The following is a 22,395-nucleotide window of genomic DNA, read 5'->3' as shown; positions in this document are numbered from 1 at the left end:
ATACATAACTCACCTTATTTAAATACTACTAAATTCAATAAATTAAAGAAACTTATGTTTGTAGTTTTTAAGAGTAGCCCTGTTTTTTATCGAAAAATGATTTTTGGTTTATCCAGAATTTAAAAAATACACTCACTTAGCTAATCAAAAAGAAAACCATAAAAACAAGGCTTAAAACAATAATTAAAGGATTTGGTTTTTGACGGGTAAATAATTTAAGAAGGGTATAAAGTATAATTCCCAAACCAATCCCATCGGCAATCGACGCGGTGAATGGCACCATCATGATGATGACCATGCAGGGTGCTGTTTCTGTGATATCCTGTAATTTCATATTAGTAATATGTTTTATCATGCAACAGGCGACGTAGAGTAAAGCCGGCCCTACTGCAAAGCTTGGAATCATTTTGGCAAGTGGAAAAAGGAATAGCATCAGAATAAATCCTGTTGCAATCACCAGCGCAGTGAGTCCAGTTCTTCCACCGGCTTCGATTCCGGTTGCTGATTCAATATAAGGTGAAGTACTGGCAGAGCCCATTAGACCTGCGAGGGAAGATGCGGCTGCATCGGCAGTTAAACTGCGAGTCAGGCGTGTATAATAATTTTTTTCGTGTTTAAAAATGGTTGGACTCAGTAAGCCAATTAATGATCCCGTCGCATCAAATACCGTGATTAGAAAAAAGGTAAAAATGGTTTTTAAAGCGACGATACTGGCAAGACCAGAGAAATCCAACTGCAAAAAGGTAGGCTTGAGCGATGGTGGCAGGGCAATCAAGCCTTGCCAATGGGTCAAACCCAACATCAAGCTTAAAACACTGATACTCAATATTCCGATGATTATGGCACCGGGAATCTTATAGTAATCCAGAGTAAGAATAAGAAGAAATCCCAGGAAAAAGAGTCCTGTTTGTGGTCTGATGATCTGTCCTAACTGCATTAAATTGTGTTGGTCACCAATAATGATTTGATTATTTTCTAAAGCAATTAAGGCGATTAGCAAACTGATACCTATAACAATGGCTATTTGTAAATTATGAGGGATTGCTTCAATCAGGAGGCGTCTTAATTTGGTGAGGGTAAGAAACAGGAAAAGCAAACCGGAAATGAATACCATAGCCAAGGCGTGTTGCCAGTCAACTCCCATTCCTTGGACTACGCTGTAAGAAAAGTAAATATTTAAAGCCACACTTGGCGCTACACCTATTGGTGTATTGGCTATGAAACCTGTTAATGCGCAGGCGAAAGCGGTTATCAAACACGTGGCTGTAAATACAGCGCCTTGGTCCATTCCTGCGTCGTGCAGAACCTTTGGATTGACAAAAACGATATAAACCATGGTAAGGAAGGTCGTCGCCCCAGCAAGTATTTCTGTGCGCAAAGAGGTGTCTTTGAGAAAACAGGATTTTAGAGTGGTCATAAATTCAGGGAAAAACCCTAAAAATGGAAATTCATAACCGCAATTATAATTTCTACTGCAATTAATACAATAATAATTATTTCCAAGTGATGGCCATGGCGATTTTCCAAATAACCATTGAACATATCGAAAATTTCATTAAGCGTATCAAGACGATGGTTAATGGCATTGACACGTCTTTGTATATGTAAATAACGCTCAAGCATGGAAAAATGCTCTTCTAAAGTGGGGTGTTGCCAAAAATATTTGGGGTGATATAAGAAATTACTAATCAAATTCAACTCACTTTTGGCACCTAAAATTTCACCAATAACTTGTTGAATTTGTTTTCTGCTTATAGGCATTTCTCCTTTATGAGATAAGGCCTGAATGAGTGGATTATATTTTTCAATCAATGCGTCAATAATGGTTTCGAAATACTGTAATTTTACCGATTGAGAAAAACCATAGGATAAGCTGAGCTTTAGTTCATCACTGTCTTCTTCAATAGTTAGGCAATCCACATCGTAAAAACCATGCGGTTCTATGGCTGTTTTATCACCAATTTGATAATGAAATTCATCATGTACCAATAGCGCTACAGGTTTGTCTACAAGCAGTTTAATAATATCCAGGTAGTCATGGATTTGGTACCTTTTTACCCCCCAGGATACGACAGTTCCATTTTTAAAAATGAACAGGGTGTGATCTTTGTTTCTATGAGAATTTAATCGTATTACATCCCTGGTTTTTACAGCGCTAAATTCCTTAGAAACGTTTTTTAGATGAAGATCAAGACGAGTCAAATCTATGGTTTTGGCCACGCAGAAACTTAAGCATTCCATGATTTTAATAACCTAACAATGAAAAAAGCGTTTGCAAAGTAAATAATTTTAGCAAACGCTGTCTATTAGCTTTCAGTATACATGAAATTCCAGGTTTATTACACACTATCAGCCGTTTCACGGCCTGAGTATGCCTTTTTTCTATCTGTTGCCCCACTTAGCCATTGGGGACAGACTTCCAGAATTTCTGCGATTTTATCCAGTTCCTCTTTATCAGGAAGAACATGACCAAATATCATTGAATTAGCCAAATGGCGTGTGACACCAAATACTTTTGATACGGCTTTTGTCTTTTCTGCTAAATCCTCTGGGAATCCCAGAGCTGCCAACTCGCGATTAAAGCGTTGCGAAAATACTTTACTATTCATTTTTCACTCCATGAAAATAAATTGGTTAACTCAGCATGAATTTACTGAGGTGTTGACCCAACATTTGCACTAATCAATCCTTGATGTAGTTAAGAGTGTTATAACTTATTTTTTTTTAATAGCAAAGGGATTTTTGCTATTAAAATCAATTATTTTTCATTGAGATAATAGATCTTCTCCATAATCTCCCCTTTTTGTTTTATTGCTGCATTGCAAACAGTTCTATGGTGCTTATTTTACTATAGAGATTTGATTTTTAAATGACTCTTCAATCAGTTAACGCACCTTGGTTTGCATGAGGCATCGGAGCGCACTTTGTCGATCCTGCTGAGAAGCTGGGTTTAGCTAAAAATCAGTTATCTTAGATTCTTGAGACTGGTGAAATACTCATCGAGAAGATAATTTTAAGAAGTCTTTTTTATCTGAGCGGTATCGCAATTTTTTGTCCATGGTTATTTTTCAGGCTGGAATCCAGTAGCAATTACACTCAGTATATGACAATATCCACAAAAAACGCTTTTATAGTACACTTCCCATTAAGTATGTCATTAGTATATGCCACGGAAGAGTGTAGGCGTTTACAATATAACAAATGGATTGGGGTTAATTTATGATTCAGTTAAGCGATTTGCTAAAACCAACTTGGGTTGCCGAGAAGTCTTTAAAGAATGCTTGGTCTGTATTAAATGACGAGGAAAAGGAATCCATCAAAAGTCGAATTGATAAGATATTTTACAACGAAATCCCTTTTCAACTTGAGCATGACAAGCTTATCTATATTCATTTATTTTCCTTGTTTGCTCAATTAGAAACAATTGGCTTAAGAGGGCTTATAAAATCACTAGAGAAACTCCGTGGAACGGATTTATATCAACAAATGCGTCAACAAATTACCGACGAGATTTTCCATGCCACGGCTTTTGCAAAAATTGCGTTTCAATTGTCCGCTCCTTACGCATTGCCACTTGGTCATCAAAAGAGTATCAATCATTTTATTTCTTCTCTTGAAGGCGAAGAGGATTTGGCAACTTCTATTACCTTGGTCAATTTGGTTGGAGAAGGATGGGTAGAAGAATTATGTATCGCAATGAAAGAGAAAAACATCGCAGTAACTATTTTTGAAACAGTTCTTGAAGATGAAAGCCGGCATATGAATGAGTACGATTTATACCGTCAGATTGGGTTGCCAAATAAAGACTATTTAAGAAAAAAATTAGCAATTTTTGAAGATGAGTTGATAAATACCGTATTTGCTCATGAGCAATATGTAACTACCCTTGGCATTCTATTAGGTAAGGAAGGGGCGCTGAAACTGCTCAACAATATCAATAATAAACACCATTGGATGCTTAAAAAAATTGGCGTAACACCCTCAGCCCATTGGCAGTTGTTTATGGATACCATGCCTTTATTGATGAAGAATTTATCGCATGATTTTGAAAAAGATAAAGCAATTGAATCGACCAATATTCGTAAATTACTTTCAGCGATGTGGAATGACCCCGAATTACCTACTGAGTCTGCAATTTTTAATATAAATGTTACTCCTGTTTGTTTTTTTGAAAAGAAATTTAAACCGGAAACAATAACTTGCCTCATGTTACAAGCATTGAGTAAAGCTTGCTTTGATAACCCGCAGACGAGAAATTATATTTTCAATCATAAACTGTACCACTCGCACAATAGTTACGTAGCGCTTGCGGTAAAGATTCCAGGTAGTGATCAATTAGGTGCGATTGAGTTTAAAAACTGCCATGAGATGACTACGACTGAATTAGCGCAACACATTCAGCATGACATGCGCATCATGAAGTACTGTTATGAAAAAACACAATTATTACAAAAAGAGCATCCCTATTTAATCGAGGTAGTCAATCGCTTGCTAACTCCACGGCACGAGCGAGTGTACCGTGATTTCTTATTTGCCAGACCCGCTATTTCTTTGAGTAATATTGGTCATTGGGGGTATCAAGCAGCGGTTTCACCCTTATTTCCAAATGAAACGTTTAAAATAACCTTGACAGAAATCGAAAGAAAACAAGTCTGGAATAAAACAAATAACAAATTTGAGGTACAAGATATTTTGCCTGTAGGCATGAGTGTTGATCACCGAGTTTTTGATGGCAATATCCCGTTCCCGCGTTATATGCAGGAGGCTTTTGATCAAATGTTTCAAGACATGGAGCAATCCAGGATAAAGCCACTGTCAAAGCCATTTTCAAATTTGGATAACTTTATCAAGTACAGTAATACATTATTGGAAAACGACCTAGAGTTTGGTTTTATGTATTTATTTTCTTTAATGCATGTATGGAAAAATTATATTTCCTATGATGAGTTGTCAAAAACAGTGGAAGAAAATTACCAGAGAATAAAAGAGACATTAGCGAAAAGCGAACATCAATTTGGCTGATGTTATGCGATCGTTTTCTTTTTATTATCAACATTTAGAAAATGTAAGTAGAAGTTTTAGTTTTTGTATAAGCCAATTAACTTCTCCCTCAAAAGAATGGGTTGCATTGAGTTATTTGCTTTTGCGTATTGCAGACAGTATTGAAGATGCCAAATGGCAAGATCTGCAAACACAAAATGATTCATTTGCTGCTTTTAAATCATTTTTAGCTCAAACACCGACAAACGATCAATTCATAAAATGGCTTTCCAGCTTTCCTTCGCAACTTCCATTAGGAGAGAAACAACTTTTATGTGCCGTCCCCCTTTTGTTGGAAGAAAAAGATAATTTACCTGAATCCATCAAGCAATCTATGATAAAAACTATATTGCAAACAGTTGATGGAATGCACTATTTCCTTAATCATTATAGTATGGAAGGTAAAATCGTATTTCCTTCATTAGTGACCACCAATCAATATTGTTTTTTTGTTGCGGGATTAGTTGGCAAATTATTGTCACAAATATTTACTGATTTAATATCTAATTTTAAATGGACAGCTGGTCTGTTAAATCAAGCCTTTCATTTTGGTTTCTTTTTACAAAAAATCAATCTCTTGAAAGATAAAATGGATGATGAAGCAAATGGGCGTTATTATATTTCTTCAGAAAATAGCTTGCGTGAGAGTTTAGTCATTCATGCGCACCATTCACTGGCTTATGTAAAGAGCATCCCAATTATTGAAGGACGCCCGTATCGCTTATTTTGTGCCTGGTCTTTATTTATTGGTTTGGCTTCATTGAAATGGCTTGATAAATATGGCTACCGACAAAAAATTAAACCTCGAGAAACGTATTATCTGGTTAACCAAATTAATCTGCTAATAGATGATAACCGCGCTTTAGAAAAATTATTTAACAGCTATCTTCCCGAACAGTACAAAGCAGATTCGCGATCTATTTCTGAATCAACAAAACAAATACCAGCTTGGTTTAAGAAAATTTACGATAATGAGATGGATTCTCTGGCTTTGTTTGAGCTGGATGTCCAAGTATGATGATTAAAGAGAATTCTCCTCTACTGACCAATAGTTTTAAATACTTGGATTTAAAAGCAGTGAAGGCTCCTTGTCCTCTTTTCTTTTATACTTAAATAGCCCATTAGTTGCTAATTGTTTACCAATTTCGCGGGGAGAATCCATCTCATCAACGGAAGTATCTGTGAGTTTTGATTTGCCACTGGCTTGGCTTCGCAAGTAATCGGCCAAGTCCGTTTGGTCACTGGAAACGGCTTTACTAACAGCAATTCTTAGTGCTTTTCGACTGGGTGTCATTTCCAGAGATTCACAGAGATAGCTAACAATTTCCACTTGTTTGGATTTGACTGCTGAAATCAATGCTTGATCAATCTTGCTTTGATTGACACCATACCTTTCATGACGACATAGATAGTCTAAAATCGGTAATTTCCCGGTAGTAATAGCAAGTTGAAAGGATTGCTCAATAGCATGCTTTCCCGGAGGAGTCTGGTGGTTTGAATGAATAGCCATAAAAATGGCTGTTTGTCCGTTTTTAGCTGCCATAACTAATGTCTGATCAATTAAGCGGGGAGTCGGTTTATTGCTCCCTGTCATCGAGCAGAAATAATTAACTAAGGATAATTTGCCTGCCTGGACAGCAATTTTCATTCCTGAGTTGATCACTGGTGGTCTCAGTGTTGTGGTGCCTGGCTCACAGAGACAGGAGACAATGTCCAAATGTCCTTGCGCTGCTGCTTGCTCTAAAGCGTCTTCAATAGCTCGCTTGGTTAATAATTCTGGAGGCAGGCTACAAATAGATTGAACAACCTTTGTATGCCCTAGTTTACTGGCTTTCAGTAATGCCCGTTCAATAACTATTGCGCGCACGGGTGTTTTTTCCACATTACCAAGAATTTCTACTGCCTCATGCTGCATAACCAGCGCGGTTTGTTGAAAAGCTTTTTCAAGAGTGGTTTGCGATGGAGAATAATGCTTTGAATTGGCAAGATACTTAACAATATCCCAATGCTGTAATTGAATTGCCAATTTAAATAGACGGTCAAGCATTGATTGTTTGGGTGATTCCACTGGGAGTTTGCAGAAATATATGACAACCTGTAAATTATCATTGGTTATCGCTTTTTTAAGAATGGTGCTAATTAATTCTGTGGATGGCTTATAATCGTATAATTTTAGGAGTTTTTTTACATTTTCTACTCGTCCATGTTCTGCTAGATAGGCCACAAGGTTATCCATTTCATCTTGACTTAGCTCAATTTCAGGAAGACTATAAAGATGATCCAATATTTCCCATTGGTAGTTTTTGGCTGCGACTCTTAGCGCTTTGTTAAGCACAGAAGGCTTCATCTTATCTTCAAGCAAATTGATTAAACCTAAATTGCCCTTTTTTGCTGCTTTAATAAAAATGGTTTGATTTCCATATTCTTTTTCATGCCAATTCAGTCTATTGAAAGGCGTTGTTTCCAACTTGTGAATGATTTGTTTTCTGATGAGTTCATTATCTATCGTTGCAAGAATTTCGATAAGAGCTCGCTCGTAAAGACTGATTTCTTCAGATGAGGTGACGGGAGGCAAATCCAATGCATCCATGAAGTTATCTAAGTCAAACAGGTCTCCCTGATTGATAAAGACAGCCTCGGCAATTCTTGCTTGAAGGGCATATTTATGCCCAAGGCTAAACTTCATTTGTGGGTTGATTTGATTGAGCACTGCAAATTTTCTTAAGGCTCCAAGCCAAACATCTTCGATGGTGTTGTAGTTATGATTGCCAAAGACGGAACCTGATGCTTGTTCAGCAATGCAAAAATTAAGCTGTTTTTGCAAATGTTCACAACGCTCCTCTAAAAGGAGCTCACAATCCGGATATTTTTTAAACTGCGTTAAAAGTTCTTCATCCTCAAGCAGCTGAGGATGATTCACGAGATTATCAATAATTGCTTCGAATACCGCTTTAGTCGCTGGATGTGTTTTCTTCAATAACACCCTAAACAAAGCCATTAACTGATAAATGATTTCCGGATCATGAGTATCCAGCCGAGTGAGGTGCTGGATATACTCAATAACATGTTCTTCTGTAATATCATGAAGTAATCTTGGTTTATGCTGTAATAAATGGAAAACACAGCTTTGATTAAGAATAAGAAGTTGATGGGCAGTAGAATCCGTAATTAGTTCTGCAAGAGTTTTTAAGATTTTCGGTGAATACTCTCTGGCAATAATATTGATAATATCAGGCAATAATTTGAGTGTTTCTGGCTGGTTCAACGTATGCTTTAGCATATCTAGCCAAACCACGTCACTATGGTTCGTTGCAGTAGCAACTCCTGCCGTTAAAAAAGCTGGGCCAAAAGTTCGGTATAATGCGATAAAATTGTCTCTGCTTAAAGAAAATTGTAAATGGGGGATTTCCAGTGGAATAGCAGGGAGATTTTCACCCCGAAAAATGCCGTCAAGAGAGTATTGCTGAAACATTATCTCTCCACAGCTTATCCTTTGCACTGCCATAACGAGTTCCTTGGTTTCAGGGAAACGACTGAGTAGAGAATATAAGCGAGAAACTTCATTATCCTTGGAGTGCAACGTGAATAAATGATATTTAAGAAAATCCTGCAGCAGATTAGTAAGAAGAATTTTTTCAACGCTTACTTTGCGTTCTAACATCCAGAGTATAAAAGCAGCGATTTTTTCTGTTTCACCAATCCAATTTCGGCATAGCGCAATGATTCCTAAAGGATTTTCCTGGTAGGCTAGTTGCTCATTAAAATAATCTAATTGAGATATTACTGATTTGCTGTCGGCTTCTATTTTTTGCTGGAGAAGTTCAAACGCTACCTTTTCTTGAATTTCTGTACAGTGTCTGAACAACTCTTTGTTCTTATCATAAAAAGAAAGAGTACTTTCTTTATTATCTTGTAATAATACTCTGAACAACTCATTGATTTTAGGCATGAGACGAAGTTGCTCTTCATGAGACTGAGATAACAGGTTTCTTAATGCAATTAAAAATAAAGTGTTTTTTTCATCCTTAACAAACTCTTGTTTATACAACTGGAGATAATCCATAAAAAGACAATGCTGCTCTAATTCTTTAATCGCCTCTGTACTGGATGTACCGCTATATTTTAAAAGACGGACGTTACCTAGAAGTATACGATTTGTTTGTTTGGCTTGTAATTCCTCTTGTTCAATAAGCTCATGTTCAACCGTTTGATCACTAAGATGAAGGGTTGCGCTATCATTGTGTATCCAATTAAACAGTTCATGTATGATCATAATTTGAAACAAGAGGGTAAATTCAACATTCTATGAATTATAAATAAACAAGAGGAAACATCAAGTTATTATTTGATCGATAAGATCAATTTCAGATCTTTGTGATTTTAAATAAAATTTAGTGGCATATTCGTGACATGAGCAGGACTTACGAAAAACCCCAAGGTCGAGGCAAAAAATGTTGTTAATGAGGGAGTTTAGATAAACTAAATGACCGAATTAAAAACTTTTTTTAACAAAGAGATTGGGATTTATCGTAAGGCCTGATGAAAATCCTTTTTGTCTTATCTGATATGGACAATTTCCATAGGACTCTCTTTTCTAAAACAGGTTAAATACTTAATGAATACCAACAGGATGAAAATTATTTATTAATAATATCTAGCACATGATTGGCGTATTCAATTCCCTTGAGATAAGATTGGGTGAGGGTTTCGCTCTTTATAGAAAGACGCTCTAATTGATTAAAATTTGCTTGTTCATAATCTATGGCAAATTTCAGGACTTTGCCTAAATCCCCTTTATAGTTCAGCAGAGCCTCATTGAGTGTTTCACTTAATCGAATTTTCGCCAATAGTGAAGGCATAGGCTCATTTAATATACCATCTAAAGTAGAAAGTATGCCTATAGTATAAGCTTGATGAGTGTTGGGATAACCCATTGATTTGGATAAGGACTCACACATTTTGGCACGAATTAATGTTCGTTCTAACAAATCAGGTGCCATATCATCGAGACTTGCCAATAGCAATAAATTTAGCCAATTGCGAATTTGCATCAAGCCCAATTGAGAAATGGCATCCATTAATGATTCTATTTTTTTACTCATGTACAAAGAAGCAGAATTTGCCAAACGCAAGATACGATAACTTAGTCTCGGAATCTGTAAGATAATCTCTTCAATGCGTTGGATTGGTACGTCTTCATTGTTTATTTCCGTTAATAATCTTAAAAGCTGCATTTTATTTTCAGTAATGGTTTGTCCTTTCAAGGGATCCGGTTTGTTTAGAAAAAAACCTTGAAAAAAATCAAATCCAAGATTGATGCAATGATTGAATTGTTGTTTGTCTTCAATTTTTTCTGCGAGTAGCTTTCCCCTAAAAGATTTCAGCGGTAATAATTGTTCTGCGATTTGTTGCTGGTTAAGATGAAGCACATCAATTTTAATAATGTCGGCCATATCAACCAGTGGCGCTAACTCATTCCTGAAGACAAAGTCATCAAGAGCAATTTGGTATCCTTGTTTCTTTAATTCTATTAAACTGAGCAGTAATGGTTGGTCTATCGCCACCGTTTCAAGAACCTCAATGACGATTCTATTTTTGGGAAGTAACATCGGTATTTTTTGTACAAGATGACTGTGAGTGAAATTAATAAAAGCTCGTTTGTTACCTATTATGGTGTTCACATCAAGATTTGCGAATAACTGCAATAGAACAGATGAGGTAGCTATTTCACCTGACGAAGGATTGCGGTTATCGATGTGTGAATTTTGTGCTTCGCTATTACGGTATAAGAGTTCGTAGGCAAAGATTGCGCTATTCCTATCATAGATTCCCTGGCGCGCTAGCAATGTTCTGACTGGTGGTTGATCCAATTCTACAACCATTTATTTAACCCATTTGAATTACATTATAACATTATTTTATAAAGTTATAATGCAATGCTTGAGAACCGTCAAACGGCAAGGTTTGTAATTTGCTGTAAAAATATATCAAATATATCAAATTTCTGGTGAAAGAAGGTTGGCAACCATAAAACGCAGCAACTGTCATCAAAAGAAAGCGGCTGCGCTAAAATTAGAAAAATCTGTTGTATAGCTTATTCGCGAGTTGCAAAATAATTTAAATCCAATTCGCGAGCTGCTTTCACATCATCCAGTCTTTTGACTGGTAAAGTGTGGGGAGCTGCTTTGAGTATATCAGGTTGCTTGATAGCTTCTTCACGGATTGTTTTCATCACAGCAACAAAAGCATCTAATTCCTCTTTACTTTCTGTTTCCGGTGGTTCAATCAACAAGCACTCTGGTACCAGTAAAGGGAAATAAGTAGTGGGGGCATGAACTCCATAGTCCAATAACCTTTTTGCAAAATCCATGGCAGTTACGTCATAATTTTTCTTTTCGGAATTTAAAGTAAGAATAAACTCATGAGATGCACGTCTGCCAGGATAGGCTGCTGTATAGCCCACTTTAGTCAATTCTTTAAGTAAATAGTTGGCATTAAGCGTTGCAAATTCTGATACGCGCAACAGCCCCTCTTTACCAAGAACAAGCATATAAAAATAAGCACGTAATAAAATGCCGGCATTGCCCATAAAACACGATAATCTTCCTATGCTTTGTGGATAATCCTGGCGAGTTGCCCAGTGATATCCAGAGTCGGTTTTTTTCACAATGGGTAGAGGCATGTAAGGAATAAGACGTTTACCAACAGCAACAGGACCGGCACCAGGCCCCCCACCCCCGTGAGGTGTCGCAAATGTTTTGTGTAAATTAAGATGCATGACATCAAAACCCATGTCACCCGGTCTTACTTTACCTAAAATAGCGTTGAGATTAGCGCCATCGTAGTATAATAACCCTCCGGCCTGATGTACAAGACTGGCTATTTCTTTTATCTGACGCATAAATAATCCCAAAGTAGAGGGGTTAGTTAGCATAATTCCGGCAGTTCTGGGGCCTACTTTTCTTTTTAATTCGTCAAGATCAATGTCGCCGTCTGCAGCAGTTGCAATTTCAACTACTTTGAATCCACACATCACGGCAGAGGCGGGGTTTGTTCCATGAGCCGCATCTGGAATGAGAATTTCATCTCGGGCGGTGTCTCCGCGAGACTGGTGGTAGGCTTTAATCATGGCGACGCCGGCAAATTCTCCTTGTGAGCCAGCCATTGGAGTAAGCGAAACACCAGGCATCCCCGTAATTTCAGCAATATAATTTTGCAATTTATAAAGAGTTTCCAGAAATCCTTGGCTATCATGATCCATAGCTAGCGGATGGCGATTTATAAAGCCGGGAAGCGAAGCTGCTTTATGAACACCCCGGGGATTGTATTTCATGGTACATGAGCCCAAAGGATAAAAATTGGTGTCTATGGAAAAATTCTTTTGAGAAAGGCGGGTAAAATGTCTTACCACTTGCAATTCGGAACAAGCCGGCAATCTTGGGGGCGACTTTCGTTGAAATTCTTCAGGTATTGAATAGTTATTGCCTACTGCTCTGGGTATCTGTGCTTTTGCCTGGCGACTAGGTTTAGATAATTCAAAAATCAACATAATTTGCCTTCCGTTTTTTGAATAAGTTCCTTGAGTTCATCCCTGTGCTTTACTGGAGTAAACTCGATAAATTGATACTCAGCAATTTCTGCTAAATAATAAGGGTCTTGTTTAAAAACTGACTCTAAATGGCCCCTGTCATTTGTCGCTGCTATAATAATTCCACCGGTTCGAGGTTTCATGGGGCCAGAAACAACCAATAGCCCTTGTTTATAGTGGTAATCAAGAAATTCCCTATGTGCTTGCAGATATTTGTTTACTTCATTGATGGGAACCAAATAGGTTAATTGCACAATAAACATCAGGCACCTCGCTTGGATATTATGGTTTTTAATGTTTTTGCATATTTCGCGATATCCTCCGTGGTACGCACTTCTGTCGCGCAAACCAACAGCGTATTGGTTAACTGAGGGTAGTGTGGTTCCGGTGCGTAGCCTCCAGCAATTCCTGCATCGGCCAGTTGTTGCAATACAGATTGAACCGGTTGGTTTAGTTTAATTAAGGCTTCATGGAAAAACGGAGCCTTGAAAACCAGTTCTACTCCCTCGATTTGTGTTAAGGCAGCAATCAATTCATGAGTGTTTTGGTGGCATTGAGTTGCTACTTGACTTAAACCTTCTGGCCCTAAAAGACTCATATAGATAGTTGCTGCTGTGACAAGTAAACCTTGGTTGGTACAGATATTTGACGTGGCTTTAGCACGACGAATATGCTGTTCCCTTGCCTGGAGAGTTAAGCTAAAGCCGGTTTTTCCATCTTTGTCCACCGTGCGGCCAATTATTCTTCCAGGCATTTGCCTGACATGGGCCATACGAGTACTCAGAAAACCAAAATAAGGACCTCCTGATGCCATAGGAGAACCTAAAGGTTGTCCTTCGCCGCATACGATGTCTACACCATGATCTCCCCATAAGCCGGGTGGCTTTAATAAAGCCAATGAAGTCGGGTTAACGCAAGCGACACTGACTGTTTTGTTATGATGCGCCCAGGAAGTCATTTTATCGACTTGTTCGAGGCAACCAAAGAAATTCGGCTGGGCTATGACCAACGCTGTAATATCTTCTCCAGTATATTGATTAAGAGAGCCAAGATCAGTGATTCCCTGTTGTTCATCAAAGGGGAGGGTAATGACTTCAATATGCTGATTACGTACTATCGTTTCAATGGTTTCACGATAAAAAGGATTTACTGTGCCTGCAATGAGCACTCTGTTGGTTTTGCTGTGCTTATTAAGTCGGACTGCCATTAATACTGCTTCAGCTAAGGCAGTTGCTCCATCATACATTGACGCATTGGATACATCCATGCCAGTCAACTCACAGATCATGGTTTGATATTCATACAATAATTGCAAAGTTCCCTGGCTAGCCTCCGCTTGATAGGGTGTGTAAGCAGTTAAAAACTCACCTCGAGATGCAATATCCCACACGGCTGCTGGAATATGATGTTCATAACATCCAGCACCAATAAAACAGATCCCGTTACGATTCTTTTGGGCTTGATTTTGGGCCTCTTTGAGCATTTCCATTTCGTTAATGCCAGCAGGGATATTCTGAAATCCCGCATATTGTAAAGAAGCTGGTATTTCATCAAATAAATCCTGAATATCTTGAGCACCAATTGCCGACAGCATCTCTTTGGTATCATTGGGTGTGTGTGGAATATAAGGCATGATTAATTTTCCTCAGCTATCTCATTTTGATATTGTTCGTCGCTCAACAGGCTTTTGATCTCATCAGGATGGGTAGGCTTTAGCTTCACGAGCCAACCCTCATGGTAGGGGTCGTGGTTTACCAAGGCAGGGTTTTTACCAACGGCTTCGTTAACCGCGGTTACAACGCCACTAATGGGAGCATAAAAATCAGAAGCTGCTTTCACTGATTCCACCACACCTAATTCTTGACCTGCGCTCACTTCATCACCTATTTCGGGCAGTTCTACAAATACCATATCCCCCAATAATTCTTGCGCATGATCTGTAATTCCTACTATGACCTCTTCCTCATCTTCCCTAAGCCACTCATGGGTTGTTGTGAATTTCAAATCATTCATTTTTTTATATCCTTAATATTAATATTACTAAAATTTAAACTGGTTTTCCTTGTTTGATAAAGCGAGGCTTCCCTACTTTTGCCGGGATTAACTTTCCGCGTATGTCAACAAGTACTTGTTCCCCTGTTTCCACGGGAACTCGCGCCAAAGCGATTGATTGTTGAAGAGTCGGTGAATAACTGCCGCTTGTGATAATTCCGTCAGGGCAGCCTTCAATAATAACCTTTTGGCCATGACGCATAATGCCTTTGTCCAACAAGGTTAAACCGACCATCTTACGTTTAATTCCTTGTTGTTTTTGAGAAACCAAAGCGCCCATTCCAATAAATCCTCTATCCTCTGGTTCCCACTTTACTGTCCAGGCTAAACCAGATTCCAATGGGGTTGTTGTTTCATCCATATCCTGGCCATACAGAAGCATTCCCGCCTCTAATCTGAGAGTATCCCTGGCTCCCAATCCGCAGGGCGTTACTCCAGCGTTTAGGAGATCATTCCAGAGTTGAGTAATGAATTCATTGGGGACAATGATTTCAAGGCCATCTTCTCCCGTATAGCCGGTGCGAGCAAAAAACCAGTGGTCCACATCGACGCACTCAAAAGAGATAAGAGTTGAAACAGCATCTGCATGGGCGGGCGCAAGAATGCTTAATGTTTTCGCTATGGCATTTGGGCCTTGTACGGCAAGCATGGATAATTCACGCCTTTCTTGTAAGCCAACGGCAAATCCTTCGCTTTTTGCGCGAATCCAGGCCACATCGTTTTGCCTGGTTGCCGAATTAAGTACTACTCGATAATTATCTGAAGCGCGTTGATATACAATGAGATCATCTATAATTCCGCCGTGTTCATTACACATACAGCTGTATAGAGCTTTTCCATTGTGAGTAATCTGATCAACATCATTGGTCAAAAGTTTTCGTAGAAACTGACGACCGCCAGCGCCTAAAATATCAACGATGGTCATATGTGAGACATCAAACATGCCAGCATCGTTTCTGACCGCATGATGTTCGTTTAACTGGGATCCATAATGGAGAGGCATATCCCAACCATGGAAATCCACCATTTTGGCACCACAAGCTAAGTGCGTCGCGTGAAGAGGAGTTTTAGCAGTCATTGCATTTCCTTTTTTTATCACTTATTGGATGTGATTATACCTGTTGGGATTAATTTTGCGAGGTTTCCAATTTGATTTTTTTGCATGATCCTCTCCCTGGAAATAGCATATAATATAAATTTATGGGAAAGAATATGGTGTGGCCGATAATTTGGAGATGGATCCTTGATTTAGGATGGCTGTGTTTTCTTTTAATTCTTTTTTGGTATTTTTGGAAAAAAAGAAAAGATTTGGTTGAAGCAAGATCCTGGTTAAAAGCGAAGGGGCATATCACGCGCTGTGAGTGGACAAGAGTAGGGCATAGTGTTTGGCCTAAAATAGAATATACCTATGAAGTTTATGAGAAGGATTTGACAGGAGAGTATTTGTTTCTCGATACAACGCTTAATACGCCTAACAGTAAATATTCACGAAGTATTGCCTATAAAGTGGCAATAGCTTACAGAGATAACTCAGAAATTGATGTGTATTATAATCCCAATCATCCTGAACAATCTGTTTTAGATGTCACCATACCTAAAAAACTGACTTTTATTTTAATTTTAATTAGCGCACTAGTTTTGTTGCATATCGGTATTATTGTTTGGCGTCTCCTTGCTTAGCGTTTCCAGGTGTTTCTTCGTTTTTACACTGGCATGGCGGGCTAATGGGTGTGGATTGCAGACTGGTTACACTGAAACCTCTTACACCTTGTCCGGAGGATGCAACAGTAAATCCTAAGATAACTTTTAAATTTTGTTTCTGCTTGTATTGAGGATTTTTATAGACGACCAGTATGGGCATGATGGCTTGCCAATGTGTGGGATCAAGAGTGATAAGTTTTGGTGGTTCTGTAGCAACGGCATTGACGTAATAAGCATTTTTTTGTACTACTTCAGGCAGTTTTGATTGATTGAGCGCTTTACTGTAGGCTATCCAGCCATCAGCAGAAAAATATTTGGCTATTTCCTTTTGCTGTTGCATGTAATTTTTATAATCAAAAGTGTAAGTGGCGATAATCGCTTCATTAGCCCAAACAGCTAATTGCGCTCTATCGGGTTCTGCATAAGTTAACTTTGCGGTAATACTTATGAGTAAACTAAGTGCAATAGTGATTTTTTTGTCCATAATAAATTCTCATCGATTATCTCAATACTGCCAGTTTAGTCATTTTTTCATTATAAAAAAATCCCCGGTCAATATTCCGGGGAAAATTATATATCTGGATTTGGTGCAATCCAGATATTACCCCGCATAAAGAGGGGGAAAGCGGGGTAGAGCACTCGGGGGGGAATGCTCACTATATTAGACACATGAATCGCAAAAAAGTTCAAAATTTAAACAGGATTATTTGTAAATACGGCTGGATGTGTTGGTTTGTCTGGTATCGATGAAGTGGTATTTATGGTATTTTATATTCACAGGACCTATGAAAAACCCCAATCTCTTTGTTAAAAAATGTTTTTAATTCGGTCATTTAGTGTATCTAAACTCCCTCATTAACAACATTTTTTGCCTTGACCTTGGGGTTTTTTGTAAGTCATGATTCAGGAATGGGATAAATATTTTTAGATTTAAGGATTAGATTAAAGGACACTTGTAACGTCAATTTTAAGAGAGGGCATAGTGGGCAATAGTCGGTTTTATTTTGCTAATCCTGATAAATTTAGTCGATTTATAAATCGATGGGATTTGCTATTGCTTATATTGACTTTTTCCGTGATATTTTTCCTGGGTTGGGCTGGTTCACAGATGGCTACCCCGTATCAATTGGGAGATCAAATCCCTATTTCCTTGGAACCTTCCAACCTTCCATTTTATGCATTACGCACCGTTTTGCGCATGTTTATTGCATTGATTTTTTCGATTCTGTTTACGTTTATTGTAGGTGCCTTAGCTGCCAAAAACCGTAGGGCTGAGCAAATTATTATTCCGGCGATTGATATTTTGCAATCCATTCCTGTCCTGAGTTTTTTATCTATTACCGTCACCGGGTTTATTCATCTATTTCCCAATAGCTTGTTAGGCCCAGAATGCGCCTCAATTTTTGCTATTTTTAGCGCCCAAGTGTGGAATATGACTTTTGGATTTTATCAATCTTTAAAAACAGTTCCTCATGATTTGATTGAAGTCTCTGCCATGTTCAGGTTGTCTGCCTGGCAGCGCTTTTGGAAGGTAGAAGTTCCTTTTTCCATGTCTGGACTGTTATGGAATATGATGGTTTCAATGTCGGCAAGCTGGTTTTTTGTGGTTTTGTCAGAAGCTATTTCGGTGGCGCACCAAAATATCAGATTACCCGGTGTAGGTTCTTATATCGCATTGGCGATAGCCCAGAGGGATTTGCATGCTGTGGGATATGCCATTCTGACCATGGTTATCGTTATTTTTTTGTATGATCAAATACTTTTCAGGCCACTTATTGCCTGGTCTGAAAAATTTAAAATGGAACAGTCTCCCGATGAGTCAGAATATCAATCCTGGTTAATTGACTTGATACGCAGTAGTCGTTTGATGAAGAGAGTGACGGAATGGCTCGCGGTCTTTACCAATAGTTTTGTAAATGCTCGTTGGCTGAGGATTGGTGAGGTTAAGGCTGTTAAGGAAATTGATTTTAAAAGGCAAAAGCGTTTGGACCGATTGTGGACAGCGTTGGTTTTGATAGCCGTTATTACTGGCGGGTGGTTTTTGTTGAAATTTATTCTCGCTGAATTGAAGGTGAGTGATATATTTCATGTCTTTTTATTAGGTGCAGCAACAGGATCTCGAGTCATTATACTAATTTTGTTAAGCTCCATGTTATGGATTCCCGTTGGGGTGTGGATAGGGTTAAGGCCACGCTTGGCTCAAAAAATACAACCTATTATTCAATTTGTGGCAGCATTTCCAGCGAACCTGTTTTATCCTTTATTTGTAATTGCTATTGTCAAATTTAATTTGAGTGTGGAAATCTGGGTAACTCCGCTCATGATCCTGGGCACGCAGTGGTATATTTTATTTAATGTGATCGCAGGCGCATCAAGCATACCTCGTGATCTTTATCTGGCCGCTGATAATTTCGGGTTAAAGGGTTGGATATGGTGGAAAAGATTGGCTTTGCCGGGTATTTTTCCTTTTTATATTACCGGAGCTATTACAGCAGCAGGTGGCGCATGGAATGCCAGTATTGTGGCTGAATACGTGAGCTGGGGAAATATTACTCTTAGAGCCACAGGACTGGGCGAGTATATTCAAGCCAGCACAACAGCGGGGGACTTCCCGCAAATTGCGTTAGGAACAGCAATGATGTGTGTCTATGTGTTGGCTTTCAATCATCTTATTTGGCGCCCGCTTTATCGATTAGCCGAAGAACGATTTAATTTTAATTGAGACTCCTATGCCGGAAACAATTATTAACATAGAAAATTTAAGCAAATCTTTTAAAAAAGCTCCTTCTCAGAACCTTCTTGTCCTTGAAGACGTTAATTTCAAATTACAGGAAGGCGAAATAGTTGCTTTGTTAGGTAAATCTGGTTCAGGAAAATCAACTTTACTCCGGATTATTGCAGGTCTTATCGCTCCTTCCAGTGGAACGGTGACTTACCGCGGTAAACCTGTAACCAGGCCGGTAGAGGGCATTGCTATGGTATTTCAATCGTTTGCTTTAATGCCATGGCTTACGGTTCTGGAAAATGTGGAGCTTGGCTTGGAAGCGCAAGGAATCAGCCGTGAGGAAAGAAGGCATAGAGCTATTGAAGCGATAGATATTATAGGCTTGGATGGTTTTGAATCCGCTTTTCCCAAGGAGTTATCCGGGGGGATGCGGCAACGGGTTGGTTTTGCTCGCGCTTTGGTGATTAATCCGGATGTGTTGTTAATGGATGAACCCTTTTCCGCGCTTGATGTACTGACTGCGGAAAACCTCAAATCAGATTTATTGGAATTATGGAAAGAAAAGAAAACGAATACCAATGGTATTTTATTAGTAACACACAATATAGAAGAAGCGGCGACCTTAGCGGACCGGATAGTGATTTTTGGTAATGATCCCGGCTATATTCGCGCTGAATTACCAGTGACTCTCCCACAACCCCGTGACCCGGAAAGCCCGGAATATCTGGCTTTGGTTGACAAGATTTATACTTTGATGACGACCGGCCCCAAAGAAAAAGCCAAGCGAGCGCAAAGGGAGCGTCAAATAGGTTTAGGCTATCGTTTACCTGATGTAGAGCCCTCTGAATTATCTGGTCTGATAGAAACCATGAAATCCTTTGAAGAACGTATTGATTTACCTGAGTTGGCAGACGAGCTGATGATGAATATTGATGATCTGTTCCCAATTCTTGAAACTCTGGAGATACTTGGTTTTGCCAAGGTGTCTGCGGGAGATATTCAGTTAAGTGAATTAGGGAAACAATTTTCAGAAGCTGATTTGCAAGAGCGTAAGCAATTGTTTGCACAAAGATTATTAGAAAAAGTTCCTCTGGCTCGTTATATAAGACGTGTACTGGATGAAAAAGCGGGGCATCGTGTCTCGGAAGAGCGCTTTTTGAGTAAGCTGGAAGATTATTTAAGCGAGAAAGAAGCCGATCGTGTTTTGAAAACAATGATTGACTGGGGACGATATGCCGAGATTTTTGCTTATGATTTCAATACTGGTATTTTGAGTCTGGAAAATCCCGGCAAGGGAGCTTAGCAAGAAAGCCAGGTCAAAATGACCTGGTCTACGGTAAATTATCTCGACGTGGAATATCTTTTATAACATATGTTAATTAGGCTGATTTTCTTACCAGGTAATTCAAAATTTCAAATAAACGCGCTTCGCTCCCTGCCATTTGTAAGTCAGTTTTGTACTTGTTATTGACGACAAAGGCTGGTACAGCGTTAATTTGATAATGCGCCATCAGCGACATACCGCTGTTAACGCGCATATCGATTGTTGGTGAGTTTTCGAAAGCGCTCTTGGCAATTTCTCTGTCTACTCCATGAGCAACAAAAAAATCAACCATCGATTGTTTCGTCGCCAAGGGATTTTTATCTTCTTGGATTGCTTTGAATAATATGGGATTCATTTTATCGGACATTGCCAGGGTTTTTGCTGTGTAATAGGCTTTGGCATACAAATCCCAGTTTGGTTTAAAAACAACCGGGATGCGCTCGAGGTGAGCGCTTTTTCCCATTCTGGTTGCCCAATCATTTAGTGGGGCATCAATTTTATAACACCATGGACAGCCATAACTAAAAAATTCGGTAATCAGGGGTGTTTTGTCTTTATTGGCGGACAATTGCGCACTTGCAACGGTTTGATAATCTTTGCCTTCAATAAATTGAGTTGCCAAAGCAGTCATTGGCATAAGAAATAATAGGGCAATCAGTTTTTTAAACATAGTCAATTCCTCAATATAACCCTTGAATATAATAAGCAACGGCTTCCATATCTTCTGGGCTCATTTTACTACTGATGTCTTGCATAATTTGATTTAAGTCATTCGTTCGCTTGCCGTCTTTAAATGCTTGCAGTTGCATTACAGTATAAGCTGCATGCTGACCCGAAAGCAGCGGAAAGCCTGCTTGAGCATTTCCACTGCCTTTAGGACCATGGCAGGCTATACAGGCTGCGATGCGTTTATTTAAATCACCACCTCTGTAAAGTTGTTCGCCTCTTTTTAAATATTTTTCAGGAGTTGAACCTTCAGCAAGGGGCATTTTAGCATAATAGGCTGCCAAGTCATCCATATCCTGCTCACTCAGGTTAGCGACTATTGCAGTCATAGTGGAAGCAGAGCGTGATTTGCCTTCTTTTATGTCTTTCAATTGTTTCACAAAATATTTTTCATGCTGGCCAGCAAGATTAGGCCATTCAGGATTTGTACTAATACCTTGCGGGCCATGGCAGGCGGTACAGACTGTTGACTTATTTTGTCCAGTCTCTTGTAGGTTTTCCTGGGCAAAAATGACTGATGAAGAGCACAGGATTAATACGAGTGCTAATTTTTTCATGGATTTCTCATAATAATTTAGTCAATTAATGGTACACTGCCTGGGTCAAAATCCCAAAACTAAAATGATATCTTATGCCAATCAATTTATATTCTAAAGCAGTATTTTTAAAAAGTGCAGCCCGTGTCAATCAATTACCTGAAGATTCCGGGTATGAGGTAGCGTTTGCTGGCCGCTCCAACGCTGGAAAATCCAGTGCCTTAAATTGTCTGACTAATAATAAAAATTTGGCAAGAACCAGTAAAACACCAGGCCGTACCCAACTCATCAACCTGTTTTCTCTTGATGAGCAAAGACGCCTTGTTGATTTACCAGGTTATGGTTATGCCAAGGTGGCAATGGAAGTAAAATTGGAATGGCAAAAGAATTTAGCCCACTATCTTGAAACGAGACAATGCTTGAGAGGATTGATTTTGTTGATGGATGTACGCCATCCATTGAAAGATTTGGATCAAATATTGGTGAATTGGGCTTTGCACAGAGAACTCCCAGTGCATATTTTACTGACAAAATCCGATAAGTTAAGTCGTAGTGAAGTCAAAAATGCCGTACTTAAAGTTCGTCAGTATTATGAGTTGGCAGAGCATTTGGTTTCCGTGCAAGCGTTTTCTTCTGTGAAAAAGGATGGTGTTGAGGAGTTGATTTCCTTGCTTGATGGTTGGTTTGAGTGGAATTAGCTTAT

At 38.9% G+C, this 22,395-nt stretch carries 19 protein-coding genes; 6 read left to right on the top strand and 13 right to left on the bottom strand.

The features are described 5' to 3' along the window. Positions 1 to 136 precede the first annotated feature (136 nt). The 3 genes from CC34_RS0104195 to CC34_RS0104185 all read right to left on the bottom strand — a co-directional run bounded on the left by CC34_RS0104195 (position 137) and on the right by CC34_RS0104185 (position 2,609). A complete protein-coding gene (locus tag CC34_RS0104195; RefSeq protein ID WP_028378847.1) occupies positions 137 to 1,417 on the bottom strand; it encodes an NCS2 family permease in 1,281 nt (426 codons plus the stop codon). Positions 1,418 to 1,434: 17 nt separating this feature from the next. Further along, positions 1,435 to 2,241: an RMD1 family protein gene (locus CC34_RS0104190; RefSeq protein ID WP_027228069.1), complete on the bottom strand. Its 807-nt coding sequence runs from the start codon at positions 2,239 to 2,241 to the stop codon at positions 1,435 to 1,437. 98 nt (positions 2,242 to 2,339) lie between these two features. Continuing rightward, positions 2,340 to 2,609: a hypothetical protein gene (locus tag CC34_RS0104185; protein ID WP_027228070.1), complete on the bottom strand. Its 270-nt coding sequence runs from the start codon at positions 2,607 to 2,609 to the stop codon at positions 2,340 to 2,342. A gap of 610 nt (positions 2,610 to 3,219) precedes the next feature. Between CC34_RS0104185 and CC34_RS0104180 the strand changes: the two genes are divergently transcribed. Beyond that, positions 3,220 to 5,022, top strand: a complete 1,803-nt coding sequence (locus CC34_RS0104180; protein ID WP_028378848.1) for a 2-oxo acid dehydrogenase subunit E2 — start codon at positions 3,220 to 3,222, stop codon at positions 5,020 to 5,022. A 4-nt stretch (positions 5,023 to 5,026) separates the two neighbouring features. Further along, positions 5,027 to 6,058 carry a squalene/phytoene synthase family protein gene (locus tag CC34_RS0104175; protein ID WP_028379193.1) on the top strand — a complete coding sequence of 344 codons (1,032 nt, stop codon included), beginning with the start codon at positions 5,027 to 5,029 and terminating at the stop codon, positions 6,056 to 6,058. Positions 6,059 to 6,094: 36 nt separating this feature from the next. Here the strand turns inward: CC34_RS0104175 and CC34_RS0104170 are convergent, their stop codons facing one another. The 7 genes from CC34_RS0104170 to gcvT all read right to left on the bottom strand — a co-directional run bounded on the left by CC34_RS0104170 (position 6,095) and on the right by gcvT (position 15,758). Then, the gene (locus CC34_RS0104170; protein ID WP_028379192.1) at positions 6,095 to 9,313 is read right to left on the bottom strand and encodes an ankyrin repeat domain-containing protein; all 3,219 of its coding nucleotides are present in this window, start codon (positions 9,311 to 9,313) and stop codon (positions 6,095 to 6,097) included. Between the two features lie 364 nt (positions 9,314 to 9,677). Then, positions 9,678 to 10,922, bottom strand: a complete 1,245-nt coding sequence (locus CC34_RS0104165) for an EAL and HDOD domain-containing protein (protein WP_028378850.1) — start codon at positions 10,920 to 10,922, stop codon at positions 9,678 to 9,680. Between the two features lie 212 nt (positions 10,923 to 11,134). After that, positions 11,135 to 12,589, bottom strand: a complete 1,455-nt coding sequence (gene gcvPB / locus CC34_RS0104160; protein ID WP_028378851.1) for an aminomethyl-transferring glycine dehydrogenase subunit GcvPB — start codon at positions 12,587 to 12,589, stop codon at positions 11,135 to 11,137. Then, positions 12,583 to 12,891: a YciI family protein gene (locus CC34_RS0104155; protein WP_028378852.1), complete on the bottom strand. Its 309-nt coding sequence runs from the start codon at positions 12,889 to 12,891 to the stop codon at positions 12,583 to 12,585. The genes gcvPB and CC34_RS0104155 overlap by 7 nt, the downstream gene beginning before the upstream one ends. Beyond that, positions 12,891 to 14,261 (bottom strand): aminomethyl-transferring glycine dehydrogenase subunit GcvPA, encoded by a 1,371-nt coding sequence (gene gcvPA / locus CC34_RS0104150; RefSeq protein ID WP_028378853.1) that lies wholly within the window; start codon positions 14,259 to 14,261, stop codon positions 12,891 to 12,893. The genes CC34_RS0104155 and gcvPA overlap by 1 nt, the downstream gene beginning before the upstream one ends. A gap of 2 nt (positions 14,262 to 14,263) precedes the next feature. Beyond that, positions 14,264 to 14,641 carry a glycine cleavage system protein GcvH gene (gene gcvH, locus CC34_RS0104145; protein WP_027228078.1) on the bottom strand — a complete coding sequence of 126 codons (378 nt, stop codon included), beginning with the start codon at positions 14,639 to 14,641 and terminating at the stop codon, positions 14,264 to 14,266. 34 nt (positions 14,642 to 14,675) lie between these two features. Beyond that, complete coding sequence (gene gcvT / locus CC34_RS0104140; RefSeq protein ID WP_028378854.1) at positions 14,676 to 15,758, bottom strand: glycine cleavage system aminomethyltransferase GcvT; 1,083 nt, start codon at positions 15,756 to 15,758, stop codon at positions 14,676 to 14,678. Positions 15,759 to 15,892: 134 nt separating this feature from the next. Between gcvT and CC34_RS0104135 the strand changes: the two genes are divergently transcribed. Continuing rightward, positions 15,893 to 16,360: a DUF3592 domain-containing protein gene (locus CC34_RS0104135; protein WP_027228080.1), complete on the top strand. Its 468-nt coding sequence runs from the start codon at positions 15,893 to 15,895 to the stop codon at positions 16,358 to 16,360. Here the strand turns inward: CC34_RS0104135 and CC34_RS0104130 are convergent. Further along, on the bottom strand, positions 16,335 to 16,865 hold the full coding sequence (locus tag CC34_RS0104130) for a DotI/IcmL family type IV secretion protein (RefSeq protein WP_028378855.1): 531 nt from the start codon (positions 16,863 to 16,865) through the stop codon (positions 16,335 to 16,337). The genes CC34_RS0104135 and CC34_RS0104130 overlap by 26 nt on opposite strands. A 498-nt stretch (positions 16,866 to 17,363) precedes the next feature. Here CC34_RS0104130 and CC34_RS0104125 point away from each other — a divergent pair, with 498 nt between their 5' ends. Both CC34_RS0104125 and CC34_RS0104120 read left to right on the top strand, forming a co-directional pair. Further along, entirely contained in the window at positions 17,364 to 19,103 is a 1,740-nt protein-coding gene (locus tag CC34_RS0104125) for an ABC transporter permease (RefSeq protein WP_027228082.1), read from the top strand. A gap of 7 nt (positions 19,104 to 19,110) precedes the next feature. Continuing rightward, positions 19,111 to 20,409 carry an ABC transporter ATP-binding protein gene (locus CC34_RS0104120; RefSeq protein WP_027223229.1) on the top strand — a complete coding sequence of 433 codons (1,299 nt, stop codon included), beginning with the start codon at positions 19,111 to 19,113 and terminating at the stop codon, positions 20,407 to 20,409. Positions 20,410 to 20,485: 76 nt separating this feature from the next. Here CC34_RS0104120 and CC34_RS0104115 read toward each other — a convergent pair whose 3' ends face one another. Beyond that, the gene (locus CC34_RS0104115; protein WP_027228083.1) at positions 20,486 to 21,100 is read right to left on the bottom strand and encodes a thiol:disulfide interchange protein DsbA/DsbL; all 615 of its coding nucleotides are present in this window, start codon (positions 21,098 to 21,100) and stop codon (positions 20,486 to 20,488) included. Between the two features lie 10 nt (positions 21,101 to 21,110). Beyond that, the gene (locus CC34_RS0104110) at positions 21,111 to 21,713 is read right to left on the bottom strand and encodes a c-type cytochrome (protein WP_027228084.1); all 603 of its coding nucleotides are present in this window, start codon (positions 21,711 to 21,713) and stop codon (positions 21,111 to 21,113) included. Positions 21,714 to 21,787: 74 nt separating this feature from the next. On the opposite strand from CC34_RS0104110, the gene yihA reads away from it, so the two are divergent. Next, on the top strand, positions 21,788 to 22,390 hold the full coding sequence (gene yihA / locus CC34_RS0104105) for a ribosome biogenesis GTP-binding protein YihA/YsxC (RefSeq protein ID WP_027228085.1): 603 nt from the start codon (positions 21,788 to 21,790) through the stop codon (positions 22,388 to 22,390). The last annotated feature ends 5 nt before the right edge of the window (positions 22,391 to 22,395 follow it).

It is taken from the genome of Legionella pneumophila subsp. fraseri (assembly GCF_000586315.1).
Lineage (GTDB): Bacteria > Pseudomonadota > Gammaproteobacteria > Legionellales > Legionellaceae > Legionella > Legionella pneumophila_B.
The sequence above is the reverse complement of the archived record's forward strand: the minus strand, read 5'-3'. Positions and strand labels throughout refer to the sequence as shown.